10 protein-coding genes are annotated in these 13,933 nt (G+C 44.7%); 2 read left to right on the top strand and 8 right to left on the bottom strand.

Annotated features, from left to right (window positions below):
• The 4 genes from D6V41_RS09075 to rpsL form a co-directional block, all read right to left on the bottom strand.
• Positions 1–378, bottom strand: a 378-nt coding sequence (locus tag D6V41_RS09075; RefSeq protein WP_241664488.1) for a GTP-binding protein, incomplete at its 3' end; no start/stop codon positions are given.
• A 73-nt stretch (positions 379–451) separates the two neighbouring features.
• On the bottom strand, positions 452–2,554 hold the full coding sequence (gene fusA, locus D6V41_RS09070; RefSeq protein ID WP_136251139.1) for an elongation factor G: 2,103 nt from the start codon (positions 2,552–2,554) through the stop codon (positions 452–454).
• 156 nt (positions 2,555–2,710) lie between these two features.
• Positions 2,711–3,181, bottom strand: coding sequence for a 30S ribosomal protein S7 (rpsG, locus tag D6V41_RS09065; RefSeq protein ID WP_136251138.1), 471 nt, complete (start codon positions 3,179–3,181; stop codon positions 2,711–2,713).
• A 72-nt stretch (positions 3,182–3,253) separates the two neighbouring features.
• Complete coding sequence (rpsL, locus tag D6V41_RS09060; RefSeq protein WP_136251137.1) at positions 3,254–3,628, bottom strand: 30S ribosomal protein S12; 375 nt, start codon at positions 3,626–3,628, stop codon at positions 3,254–3,256.
• Positions 3,629–4,272: 644 nt separating this feature from the next.
• On the opposite strand from rpsL, the gene D6V41_RS09055 reads away from it, so the two are divergent.
• A complete protein-coding gene (locus tag D6V41_RS09055; RefSeq protein ID WP_136251136.1) occupies positions 4,273–4,563 on the top strand; it encodes a DUF1501 domain-containing protein in 291 nt (96 codons plus the stop codon).
• Here the strand turns inward: D6V41_RS09055 and D6V41_RS09050 are convergent.
• On the bottom strand, positions 4,556–5,965 hold the full coding sequence (locus D6V41_RS09050) for a Gfo/Idh/MocA family protein (protein ID WP_136251135.1): 1,410 nt from the start codon (positions 5,963–5,965) through the stop codon (positions 4,556–4,558). The two genes, D6V41_RS09055 and D6V41_RS09050, sit on opposite strands and share 8 nt — an antisense overlap.
• A 222-nt stretch (positions 5,966–6,187) precedes the next feature.
• Here D6V41_RS09050 and D6V41_RS09045 point away from each other — a divergent pair, with 222 nt between their 5' ends.
• Positions 6,188–7,507, top strand: a complete 1,320-nt coding sequence (locus D6V41_RS09045) for a TrkH family potassium uptake protein (protein WP_241664487.1) — start codon at positions 6,188–6,190, stop codon at positions 7,505–7,507.
• 133 nt (positions 7,508–7,640) lie between these two features.
• On the opposite strand, the gene ltrA is transcribed toward D6V41_RS09045, so the two are convergent.
• From ltrA to rpoC, 3 genes are all read right to left on the bottom strand, one after another.
• On the bottom strand, positions 7,641–8,888 hold the full coding sequence (gene ltrA, locus D6V41_RS09040) for a group II intron reverse transcriptase/maturase (protein ID WP_136251133.1): 1,248 nt from the start codon (positions 8,886–8,888) through the stop codon (positions 7,641–7,643).
• A 223-nt stretch (positions 8,889–9,111) separates the two neighbouring features.
• On the bottom strand, positions 9,112–9,291 hold the full coding sequence (locus D6V41_RS09035; protein ID WP_136251132.1) for a hypothetical protein: 180 nt from the start codon (positions 9,289–9,291) through the stop codon (positions 9,112–9,114).
• 384 nt (positions 9,292–9,675) lie between these two features.
• A complete protein-coding gene (gene rpoC, locus D6V41_RS09025) occupies positions 9,676–13,884 on the bottom strand; it encodes a DNA-directed RNA polymerase subunit beta' (protein ID WP_136251130.1) in 4,209 nt (1,402 codons plus the stop codon).
• Positions 13,885–13,933: the final 49 nt, after the last annotated feature.

Below are 13,933 nucleotides of genomic sequence, written 5' to 3'. Positions count from 1 at the left end.
AACCTGACGACCTAACAAGATGTGCTCACGCGTTTGTGGCATCGGGCCATCTGTTGCCGCAACAACCAAGATAGCGCCGTCCATCTGGGCTGCACCGGTGATCATGTTTTTAACATAGTCAGCGTGTCCAGGACAGTCTACGTGTGCGTAGTGGCGCGCAGGTGTGTCGTACTCAACGTGAGACGTCGCGATAGTGATACCACGCTCACGCTCTTCTGGTGCGTTATCAATTTGGTCGAATGCCTGGGCAGAACCACCGTAAGTCTTTGCTAGTACTGTAGTGATTGCCGCGGTTAACGTCGTTTTACCGTGGTCAACGTGGCCGATTGTACCTACGTTCACGTGCGGTTTCGTACGTTCAAACTTTTCTTTTGCCATTGCTCTTATTTCCTAAGTTTAACGCCCGTTCCAACATTAGACCGGACCGAATCAAAAATTTAAATCAACTGAATTACATGCGCGAATCAATAATGGCTTTTGCTACATTATTTGGCGCTTCAGCATAGTTGTGAAATTCCATTGAATATGACGCACGTCCTTGCGTTTGTGAACGCAAATCGGTGGCATAGCCAAACATTTCAGAAAGCGGAACTTTAGCACGCACTATCTTAATGCCCGCTACGCCCTCTTCCATTCCTTCTATCATTCCCCTGCGACGGTTGAGATCACCTACTACATCTCCCATCCATTCCTCAGGAGTCGTTACTTCTACCTTCATCATAGGCTCAAGCAACACTGGGTTGGCTTCTGCCGCCCCTTTTTTGAATCCCATTGAACCGGCAATTTTAAAGGCCATTTCAGAGGAGTCAACATCATGGTACGAGCCATCAAATAAAGTCACTTTAACATCAAGTACAGGATAACCCGCTACTACACCATTTTGAAGCTGTTCTTGAATACCCTTGTCGACGGCTGGAATATACTCTTTTGGTACAACGCCGCCTACAATTTCATTCACAAATTCGTAACCGCCACCTTCTTCAAGCGGCTCTATTTTCAGCCAGACATGACCAAATTGGCCGCGCCCGCCCGATTGACGAATAAATTTACCTTCAACTTCTACTTTCTTGCGAATGGTTTCTCGATAAGCTACTTGCGGTTTGCCCACATTACACTCAACACTAAACTCTCGCTTCATTCGGTCTACAATAATATCAAGGTGCAATTCACCCATGCCTGAAATAATCGTTTGACCCGATTCTTCATCCGTTTTTACTCTAAAAGACGGATCCTCAGCAGCAAGTTTGTTAAGTGCAATTGCCATTTTTTCTTGATCAGCTTGCGACTTTGGCTCTACCGCAATTGAGATAACCGGGTCGGGGAAGTCCATTTTCTCCAGCGTGATCACATTATTTAAATCACAAAGTGTATCACCGGTTGTCACATCTTTTAAACCAATGGCTGCGGCAATATCGCCAGCGCGAACTTCTTTTAATTCGGCGCGATCATTTGCATGCATCTGCACAATTCGACCAATGCGCTCTTTTTTGCCTTTTACCGGGTTATAGACCGCATCTCCAGTCTTAATAACCCCTGAGTAAACACGGAAGAAAGTCAGTGTGCCCACAAATGGGTCGGTAGCAATTTTAAAGGCCAAGGCAGAAAACGGTTCATCGTCGTCAGAATGTCGCTCTGCTTCCGTTTCTTTGCCGTCATCTAAAATGCCAGTAATGGCCTTTACTTCCGTTGGTGAGGGTAAATACTCTACAACTGCGTCAAGCACTGCCTGAACACCTTTATTTTTAAAGGCAGACCCACAAGTAGCCAACACAATTTCGTTATTAAGGGTACGAATACGCAAGCCTTGTTTAATCTCTGCTTCGCTTAACTCTTCTCCACCCAGGTATTTTTCCATTAAATCGTCGTTCGCCTCAGCTGCCGCTTCTATCATTTCCATGCGGTACTTTTCAGCTTTTGCGACGTAGTCAGCTGGAATGTCTTCATATTTAAAGGTGGTGCCTTTGTCTTCTTCATTCCAGTTTATGTATTTCATTTTGATTAAATCAATTACACCAGTGAAATTTTCTTCACTGCCTATATTGATTTGGATCGGCACACAGTTTGCGCCCAAGCGTTTACGTATTTGCCCTACTACACGCTCAAAATCTGCGCCCGCACGGTCCATTTTGTTGACAAACACCATGCGCGGCACTTGATACTTATCAGCCTGGCGCCATACCGTCTCAGACTGAGGTTCTACACCCGAGGAACCACAAAAAACCACAACTGCACCGTCTAGCACGCGCAGTGAGCGCTCAACTTCAATAGTGAAGTCCACGTGTCCCGGGGTGTCGATAATATTAATTCGATGTTGTTCAAACTGCTGATCCATACCCTGCCAGAAACAGGTAGTTGCAGCAGAGGTAATAGTGATCCCGCGCTCTTGCTCTTGCTCCATCCAATCCATCGTTGCGGCACCATCGTGCACCTCACCTATTTTGTGTGAGATCCCCGTATAAAACAGAACGCGTTCTGTTGTGGTGGTTTTGCCGGCATCGACGTGCGCAACAATACCAATGTTACGATAACGTTGTATGGGCGTTTTGCGAGGCATTCATATCCCTTTTGTAAGCTTGTTAATTGAAAAACAGCCTGTCTTTTACAGACAGACTGTTACATGAATATGACAGCAGAAATATGGGCGTTTTATAGATTTTAAATAGCTCATATTCCAAACAAACCTGTGCTTTTATGCGCAGGTTTGCTGCCATTACCAGCGGTAGTGAGCAAAAGCCTTGTTAGCTTCAGCCATGCGGTGAACGTCTTCACGTTTCTTAACCGCACTACCTTTGTTGTCTTGCGCGTCAATCATCTCTGCAGCAAGTCTGGCCGCCATTGATTTTTCACCACGTTTACGTGCCGCTTCTACCATCCAACGCATACCTAGTGCATTGCGACGAACTGGACGAACTTCTACTGGTACTTGGTAAGTAGAACCACCAACACGACGAGATTTAACCTCGACCGTTGGACGGATGTTATCCAATGCATCTTCAAATACTTCTAGCTGTGCCTTGCCAGTTTTTTCAGCAACAATATCAAGCGCACCATAAACGATTTTTTCAGCGGTTGACTTTTTGCCATCTAACATGACGACGTTCATAAATTTTGCAAGTAATTCTGATCCGAACTTAGGATCGGGTAGGATTTTACGTTGACCTACGACTCTTCTTCTTGGCATCTTAATTCTCCGTGGAATTCAGGGATAACCCAAAACTCAAATTTACAGTTTGGCCTTACTAACGGAGAACCGTTAAGACTTAGGCCTTTTCGCGCCGTACTTAGAACGGGCTTGCTTACGATCGCTTACACCAGCGCAGTCTAATGTACCGCGAACTGTATGATAACGAACACCTGGTAGGTCTTTAACACGACCACCGCGAATAAGAACAACACTGTGCTCTTGTAGGTTATGACCTTCACCACCGATGTACGAAGATACTTCGAATCCGTTGGTTAAGCGAACACGACATACTTTACGTAGTGCAGAGTTCGGCTTCTTTGGAGTGGTTGTGTACACACGTGTACAAACACCACGACGTTGTGGGCAAGCTTGTAGTGCAGCAACGTTCGATTTCTCGACCGGCTTTCTACGAGGCTTACGCACTAACTGGTTAACTGTTGCCATTAACTAGCTCCTGATTAATACATTAAAACCCAAAACTATTCTGATTGAATATTCAGGTACCAATACACACTGCCCAGCGGACCAAGTTACCACTAACACAATCTGTAATTAAATTCTGCTTCAAGCATTGCAGCTACTCAGTTGTAGCCATCCATAACGAGGAAGTTTTTACACTTACGCCTTATCGATTTATCAGCGCCTAACAGATATCCCAAAATTAGGGTCGCGAGATGTTATAGATCAAAAGCACTAATGTCAAGCAAACTGAGTGTTTTAGAGCCAATAAGAGATGCCGTTTAGCGGCGCGAGAAGCTTAAGAGAAAGACTCGGTATCAGTGCTGCACAATATGCTGATCTCCTTGAAGAGTAAAATGAACAAACCATAGCCAGCTTCCTGGAGTATGCGAACTACGCATTTTTGCAAGGCCATATGGACGATGACATGCAACACATTCTGACAAATTATCATGAACAGTTAGCAGAAATGAGCCGCCAAGAGCAGGCAGGTGAATTGCTTATGCTGATTTTTACATCGCCCCAATTTGCCATACAAAGATAGACCGTTTGCATTATGCCGAGCCCTTGAGTTTGAGGATAATCATATGGATTCACGTTGAAATTTTATAAAGCGCGCATTAGCAAGCATGCCCGTCAGGAATGTGCCTTATCGAGATGAAAACGCGCTCGGCGCTCAGCTTAAAATACTAGCGGATATGATTTCAGTTCAAGCCGTTCTTGGTCAATCCAGACAGGTTTATTTTGTCGGTTTAGGGGGCTGGGATACGCACGATAATCAGGCGGATCTTCATCCAGGTTTGTTAGCGACACTTTCTCAAGCGCTTGCAGCGTTTAACAACGATATCAATGCACTTGGTAAAGCGAATGAAGTAACGACGATTACTTTGTGTAATAAAAATATGTTAAAAATCAAATAGTATCGGGTTGTGGATGCACATAACCTTCTCGATACTCTCGAGCCAATAATACGGTTGCTTCTTTGTCATCTATTACAGTGCGTGTGTTGGGGTCGTAACGTAGGGGGCGTCCAAGCTCCATTGCAAGATTTGCTAGAATACAACTGGCGGTTGATATATGGGATTGCTCAATATCGGCGACGGGCTCACGACCTGTTTCAATAGCATGAATAAAATCAAGCATTTGTAAGCGTGTTGCTGGCGCGGCATTATGTTCTATGTCCTCTTCAACTAAATCCATGGGGTATTTGTTTTTTTCGTACACCACCTCAAAACGCATGGGCTTAGTGTCTTTATCGTTTGGAATAAATTCAGCTTTCATAGTGCTTGCTATCAAGCTTCCTTTGCTGCCATGAAGCGCAAAGGCCCAGGGGTATTCAGGATTAGGCGAGGTCCCCCAGCTTCGATGCTGCCAAACGCAGTTTAGCTTGTCATGCTCAAATACAGCGCTTTGTGTATCGCTGGTATTGGCTTTGCTCTGTGTTTGAACATAGATCCCGCCCTGAGACGAAACCTGCTTGGGCCACCCTAAATCCAATAACCAGCGCACGGTATCATACATATGTACGCACATATCGCCCAAAATACCGTTGCTATATTCCATAAATCCCCGCCACCACATCCTATGAGGCAAACCATCGTATTCGCGCATGGGCGCAGGCCCAGTCCATGCCTCATAATCAAAATAATCGGGGATAGGCTTAGGGCCAGGATGGCGATTTGCACGCATATGGTAATAACACCACATATCGACGTGATGTACATCACCAAGTAGACCTTTTTCGAGAACCTGTGCTTTTGCATTTAGGATATGAGGGGTGAATCTGCGCTGTAGACCAACCTGGATGACTTTTCCATATTTTTTCGCTGCCGCAACTAAAGCCTCGCCCTCAATCACATCAACACTTATGGGTTTTTGCAAATAAACATGTGCCCCTGCCTTAAGGGCGTCTATGCACTGCAGAGCGTGCCAGTGATCGGGCGTTCCAATAATTACGATGTCTAAGTTTGTGTTAGCCAGCATCGTTTGGTAATTAGAAAATTTCTCCGGTATGTTTTTACTTTTTTGTCGCTGGCTGACTAACGCTGCGGCTTTGTCCAGATGCTTTTGGTCCACATCACAAAGTGCGACAACTTCTACGTTAGCAACTTGTATTAGCTTAAAGAGGTCGCTATTTCCATACCATCCACAACCGATTAATCCCACTTTCCATAACTTGAAACTGTTATGCTGATTTAGCGTTTTAACTGCGTCGATACTTATGGGACCTGTGTGGGATAAGTTGCTAAGAGTGAAACCTAAACCTCCTGCAAGGCCTGTTATCAGTCGTCGGCGCGTTTTATTCAAATTATCTTCTGACATCTACCCTTACCTATGCAGTGGTTTAACCTCAGGATAAAACATCATGCATTTGTTTGCACTTAAATCGGTAAGCTGAAGAAGGCAACATCCTTTTTCAAAAATAGAGGCAAAAATGGGAGGAAGCCTTGTACTCTATACTTTTTTAAAATTCATTTTACTTAATATATGCTTGAGTGATAGTTTAATCCTTTAATTTATATGATTTCAACTTTAGGAACATTTTTGAAACAATTCCAGGATTACATCAAAGGGATCTCTCCTACCGCTCTACTCATACAAGGCTATTTGTTTTACATGATAGTAGGCTGGGCTCTTTTATCACTTCCCTTATCACAAGTAGATGCTATTGGCGCATTAGATAATCTATTTATTGCTGCTTCTGCTGTATCTACCACTGGATTAGTAACAGTTGATCCGGGCTCAAGTTATACGTTTTTTGGTCAGCTTGTCATTTTAGGGCTTATCCAGTTAGGTGGAATTGGCTACATGACTTTCGGGTCGTTTATCTTACTTTCGTTAAGACATAAGGCGTTTCGTAAATCATTGAAGGTGAGCGAAAAAGCTTTTGCGCTTCCAGAAGATTTTAAGATTGCCCATTTTATTAAAAGGGTTATTGTATTTACCTTTATTTGTGAAGCTATTGGTGCAGCAGTGTTGTTTGCCTTTTTTTATCAAGACGGATTAGACAATGCGCTATGGATAGCTATTTTTCATTCAATATCAGCGTTTTGCACCGCTGGTTTTAGTTTATTTTCGAACTCTTTTGAATCCTATGCTGACCACACTGGAATAAATGTTATCATTTCAGCGCTTTCTATTTTAGGAGCAATAGGCTTTATTGTAATGGTAGATGTTTGGGAAAAGATTAGAGGACAGCGTGATTATCTTCATTTTACTTCAAAAATAATTGTCCGTACGACCTTACTTTTTCTTGTAATTGGCACTTTAGTTTTAACCATTATTGAACCCTCCATTCAAAATTTGGACCCCGCTACGAGAGTTCAGGCGGCATTCTTTCAAGTCATGACTGCGACCACAACAGTTGGATTTAACACTATTCCTATTGGTGAGCTTACCTCTGCTGCAATTTTACTGTTGTATTTTTTCATGCTGTTTGGCGCTTCTCCATCTGGCACAGGGGGTGGTTTAAAATCTACAACCTTTGCTGCACTTGGAGGCCTTGTAAAAAGTACGCTTAAAGGACGAGACAAAATTAGACTATCTAAGCGTATTCTTCCCCTTGATAAACTTCAGCTCGCTACTGCCAGTTTTACCTATTATTTTTTAGTGCTAGCAGTAGCAAGTTTTGTGCTTCTCCTGGTTGAATCTGCACCGCTGGAAATCGTGCTCTTTGAAGTGTTTTCTGCATTAGGGACCGTTGGGCTGAGCATGGGTCTTACTGGTGAACTAAGTGATTTAGGTAAATTGGTCATCATTATTTTAATGTTTATGGGGCGAGTAGGTATTCTTACTTTCGGTATTGCAATGTCGATGCACGATGAGAGTAAAATAGAGGAAGGTGACAACGATTTGGTACTGTAAGGATTAGCAAGACCTCATTTTCTTCATAATCGAGTAGGGTGAGACGTTACCGTCTCATCCCTCTCACAGAACCGTACGTACGGACCTCGTATACGGCTCCTGTACATGATTGTAGAGTGTAAACTCTAATAAACTACCGAGTAAAGCAACTGGGTAAATCATATAACCCAATCTCCTCGAACCAGCTGTTCCTCATCGCCATTGTCGCCATAGGGCAATTTGAATTGCGCCATGAGTTCATTTTGATGAAGGTTAGCTTACCTGTTATCCCAAATTGTCGTAGCCGCCTGTGAAGACGACTCGGCTTTTTGTAGAGTGTCAGTTGAATGGCGCGAAGCCGCCTTCTTATCCAAGCACTCAAGTCTTTTAAGACTCGCTTACAGTTCGCTATCTTAAAGTAGTTTTCAAACCCACGTAACACCGGATTCAACTGTTTAATTATCTCTAACAACGGTTTTCCTGTGTTGCGTCTAGTGAGCTGTTTCACTCGTTGTTTGAAGGCCTTAACCTTCTTAGTTTGGATAAATGTGTACCTTGACCCAATTTCCACGCCTAAGAATTTCACGCCATCGTCACTATGTACGATATGCGTTTTGGTCGTATTGACCGTCAATTTGAGTGTCTTTTCAAGGTAGTGCACGGCGATATTCAGTGCATTCTCTGCACCCGCTTTACTTGTACATAAGATAAGAATGTCATCCGCATAACGCACTATTCGGTGCCCCCTGCGCTCCATTTCCTGGTCAAATGCGTCCAAGTAAATATTCGCCAGCAATGGACTGATGACGCCCCCTTGCGGCGAGCCACTTAAGGTCGCTTCTAATCCATCACCTACCATTACACCGCTTTGCAAGAATTGCCTGATAAGTGCCAATACACTGCCATCTGTGATGCGCTTTCTCACACCTTGAATAATCAAGTCGTGATTAAGCGTGTCGAAGCACTTCGATAAGTCCATGTCCACGACCCAACAACGACCATAGTCACGCATGAACACCGTCGCCTTGTTTATCGCGTCATGGCAACTTCGACGTGGACGATACCCATAGCTGCTCGGGTGAAAGTCTTCCTCGAATATCGGTTGCAACAACATCATCAGGGCTTGTTGGACTATTCGGTCTCGAACACAGGGAATACCCAATAATCTTACCCCGCCATCGTCTTTGGGAATTTCTACCCGTCTAACCGGCTGTGCTTGATAGCGTTTTCCTTGAAGTTCGAGAAGTAAGCGATTGAGATTACCTTCTACATCTTGTGCAAAATCACGCAGGCTCTGCCCATCTATTCCGGCCGCACCTTTGCGCCTTGCCACTTGTTTATAAGCCTCATGCAACAATGACTTGCTTAGCAATCGACCGTAAAGACTGTAGTGTACCCTCATCCCTCACCTTATTCATTGTCTGCTCGACAGTCACTAATCATTAAGAGAGCTAAGACATACTGCTTGAGCGTGCTAGGAACATCTGCGTTCCAATCTACTCCAACGTTTATGTATGACCGCGTGATCGACACTTATCTCCAGTTAACTTGCTCCCAAATTATCAGTGATAAGATGTCCCTGCGGCTACGCAGGCTTGTGATCCTCTTGACGTCAATTGTCTGTTTCACAGACCACTTTCATGTACTTCACCCCTTCGCAGTAAATGAGGCTTTTGACCAACATCTACCCCATCAAACCTCATGCTGATGGTCAATCCAGTTTTATCCTCCACACCATTACTGGCTTTCACAGGCCTGATTTTACTCACTACTACGGGCTCATCTGCCACCTCGCACCGACTCATGCCTTGAGTTTCCTCTTGACCAACAGCCACTTACCTACAGTAAGTTTAGGTGTCAGGCTTCCCCAGTTACTGCACTGGCTCCCTGTAGACAATGCCACCCTCAGTCACACTATTGAGCTGATTGAGTATTGGACGTTGCGCTATTTCGCACGCGTATCCCTCAATAGTGCCGAATCAGGTTCACTTGCGTTGTGTACCGTCTACTTCCTATCGCTTCCTTCAGACCACACCGTTAGCCAGTGACGCCCTTGCGATTCGGATTGTCTTCCCCTCAATCAGGGTGACGCAGGCATCTGTTGTCCTGCTGGGTTTGCCAGCTTCGCTAGGCAAATAAAAAACCCGCCAGCTGGCGGGTTTTTATTCATCTAAAACTAGCGCTAACGCTTATTCAGAATCATCGTCATTGTCAGCATTTAGTGCTTCAGCAAGTTGCGCCTGCGCTTCATCTGCCGATACTGATAACTCTTCATGCAGTTCAGCAAGTTTGCGCTCAGCACGTTTTTGATGATAAGCAAAGCCTGTACCTGCCGGAATCAATCGACCAACGATAACGTTTTCTTTCAAGCCACGTAAATCATCTTCCTTACCTTGCACGGCTGCTTCGGTAAGTACTCGCGTAGTTTCTTGGAACGACGCGGCAGAGATGAACGACTCGGTTGAAAGTGAGGCTTTAGTGATACCTAGCAACTGAATTTCGTAAGTTGCAGGGATCTTACCTTGTTTCTCAAGTTCACGATTAGCGATCTTAACCTGCGATACTTCTACCTGCTCTCCTTCCAGGAATCGAGTATCACCCGCGTTCAAGATGAGGCACTTGCGCAGCATCTGACGGATCACTACTTCGATGTGCTTATCGTTAATTTTTACACCCTGTAAGCGGTAAACTTCCTGTACTTCGTTAACTATGTAGTTTGAAACCGCACTGACTCCGCGTAAACGCAAAATGTCATGTGGCGACTCTGGACCGTCTGAAATTACCTCACCTTTCTCAACGCTTTCACCTTCAAACACGTTGAGCTGACGCCATTTAGGGATCATCTCTTCGTATTGACCGTTCGCATTTAAGTCAACTAAACGCGCTGCATCTGCGTCTTTTGGTGTGATAGTTAAACGCTTCTTGCCTTTGGTTTCTTTACCAAAACCAATGGTACCTGAGATTTCTGCAAGAATAGCAGGCTCTTTTGGCTTACGCGCTTCAAACAAGTCAGCAACACGCGGAAGACCACCGGTGATATCACGGGTCTTCGAGCTTTCCTGTGGAATTCTCGCCAATACGTCACCTTCAACAGCCATCTTGCCATCTGTCGCTTCAATGGTGGTAAAGCTCGGTAAGCGGATTTCCTGTAATGCACCGTTTTCGCCTTCAAGAATTAGTTTAGGCTCTTTTGCATTAGCCTTACTCAAATCTTTAACCACGATACGCGTTAAGCCAGTAAGCTCATCTTGCTGCATTTCAGTGTTGGTATCATCAACATCTGCAAAGGTAATCTTTGATGCGCGCTCAGTAACAATTGGGTGGCTATGCGGATCCCACGTAGCAACGATATCGCCAGCATTGATTGCCGCGCCATTGTCAACTGAAAGCGTTGCACCATAAGGTACTTTATAACGTTCTTTCTCACGGCCTTGGTCATCAATAACCGTAAGCTCTGTAGAACGAGAAACAATTACCAGGTTACCGTCGGCATTTCGAACGTGCTTGGCATTGTGAAGTTTCAAGGTACCGGCAGTTTTCACCTGAACGCTGTTCTCAGCAGAAGCACGCGATGCTGCACCACCAATGTGGAAGGTACGCATGGTAAGCTGGGTACCCGGCTCACCAATTGATTGAGCTGCGATAACACCTACTGATTCACCAGAACCAACCATGTGTCCGCGAGCAAGGTCACGTCCGTAACACTTCGCACATACGCCATAGTCGTTATCACAAGTGATAACTGAACGCACCATAACCACGTCAACTGAGTTAGCTTCAAGCATGTCAACTAACTGCTCATCAAGCAGCACGTTACGCTCAACAAGCACTTCGCCTTTCGTACCCGGCTTAATAATATCTTCAGCCACTACTCGACCTAGTACACGTTCACGCAATGGCTCAACAACGTCACCACCTTCAATTAACGGTGTCATTTTAACGCCTTCGTAAGTACCGCAGTCGTCGTTAGTGATCACTAAATCTTGTGCAACGTCTACCAAGCGACGAGTCAGATAACCTGAGTTAGCCGTCTTAAGTGCGGTGTCTGCCAAACCTTTTCGCGCACCGTGAGTTGAAATAAAGTACTGTAGTACGTTTAGACCTTCACGGAAGTTAGCGGTAATTGGTGTTTCAATGATTGAACCATCTGGTTTAGCCATCAATCCGCGCATACCTGCTAACTGACGAATCTGAGCCGGGCTACCACGAGCGCCTGAGTCAGCCATCATATAAACCGAGTTAAATGATTGTTGCTCTTCTTCTTCACCGTCACGGTTAATCACCGTTTCAGTCTGTAGGTTTTCCATCATCGCTTTAGCGACTTTGTCGTTAGCTGTAGACCAAATATCGATAACTTTATTGTAGCGCTCACCAGCGGTAACAAGACCAGACTGGAACTGCTCCTGGATTTCGATAACTTCAGCTTCTGCATCTTCAACAAGCTGCTTTTTCTTCTCAGGAATAACCATGTCGTCGATACCCACCGATGCACCCGCAATCATTGCGTAGTGGAAACCGGTGTACATGATTTGGTCAGCCGCAATAACGGTGTCTTTCAAACCAAGTGTACGATAGCATTCATTGAGTAGTCTTGAGATTTGCTTTTTACCCATCGCCTGATTGATCAGCTCAAAAGGCAAGCCCTTCGGCAAAATCAATGAGAAGATTGCACGACCGACAGTTGTATCAATAATTGAAGTCTTTTCAACTTTTTCACCCGCTTCATTCACTTCGTATTCTGTGATACGCACTTTTACACGTGCATGAAGCTCGGCAGTATCGGTACGGTAAGCTTTTTCAGCTTCATTCGGGCTGGTAAATACCATGCCCTCACCTTTACCGTTTACTCTTTCACGAGTGAGGTAATACAAACCTAATACAACGTCCTGTGAAGGTACGATGATTGGTTCACCATTCGCCGGTGACAAGATATTGTTTGTTGACATCATCAGTGCACGCGCTTCTAGCTGCGCTTCGATAGTTAACGGTACGTGTACCGCCATTTGGTCACCATCGAAGTCAGCATTGTACGCTGCACACACTAGAGGATGTAACTGAATTGCTTTACCTTCAATCAGGGTAGGTTCAAAGGCTTGAATACCTAATCGGTGAAGCGTTGGTGCACGGTTAAGTAACACTGGATGCTCACGAATAACTTCATCGAGAACGTCCCATACTTCAGGCGCTTCGCGCTCAACTAGCTTCTTGGCTGCCTTGATGGTAGTAGCAAGGCCACGACCTTCTAACTTGCCATAAATAAAAGGTTTAAATAGCTCAAGTGCCATCTTCTTGGGAAGACCACACTGATGCAAACGTAACGTAGGTCCAACCGTAATTACTGAACGGCCTGAGTAGTCTACACGCTTACCTAACAGGTTCTGACGGAAACGACCCTGCTTACCTTTAATCATATCAGCAAGAGATTTCAAAGGACGTTTGTTCGAGCCAGTGATAGCACGACCACGACGACCATTATCTAACAATGCATCTACCGCTTCCTGAAGCATACGCTTTTCGTTGCGCACGATGATGTCAGGTGCAGCAAGATCAAGTAAACGCTTCAAACGGTTATTACGGTTAATTACACGGCGATACAAATCGTTTAGATCGGACGTTGCAAAACGACCGCCATCTAGAGGTACTAAAGGACGTAATTCAGGTGGTAATACCGGAAGTACAGTCAGAATCATCCATTCTGGCTTGTTACCAGACTGCTGAAAAGATTCAAGCAACTTCAGACGCTTGGTAATTTTCTTACGCTTAGTTTCAGATGTCACGCTTGGTAATTCTTCGCGCATGGCAGCAACGTCAGAATCAACGTCTAGCTCTTTGAGTAATTCAAATACAGCTTCTGCGCCCATCTTCGCTTCGAAGTCATCTCCGTGCTCTTCTAGAGAATCAAGATACTCTTCTTCATTAAGAAGCTGACCGGCGACTAAATCAGTCATACCCGGTTCTGTGACAACGTAACTTTCAAAATACAACACGCGCTCGATATCACGCAAGGTCATATCTAGCATCAAACCGATACGAGAAGGTAGCGATTTTAAGAACCAGATATGAGCTACCGGACTTGCAAGCTCAATATGACCCATGCGCTCACGACGCACTTTAGTTAAAGTAACTTCAACGCCACATTTTTCACAGATAACACCACGGTGCTTTAAACGCTTGTACTTGCCGCACAAACACTCGTAGTCTTTTACCGGACCGAAAATACGCGCACAAAAAAGACCGTCACGCTCAGGTTTAAACGTACGGTAGTTAATGGTTTCAGGTTTTTTCACTTCACCAAAAGACCATGAACGGATCATGTCCGGTGAAGCAAGACCGATTTTGATATTATCAAATTCCTCGGTCTTGTTTTGCTGTTTAATAAACTTTAATAAGTCTTTCACTATTCTCTCCCAACGGAGTTTTTTTCACGACCCAGTGCTTATTTGCAAG

Source organism: Ningiella ruwaisensis (genome assembly GCF_004798935.1).
Lineage (GTDB): Bacteria > Pseudomonadota > Gammaproteobacteria > Enterobacterales > Alteromonadaceae > Glaciecola > Glaciecola ruwaisensis.
The sequence above is the reverse complement of the archived record's forward strand: the minus strand, read 5'-3'. Positions and strand labels throughout refer to the sequence as shown.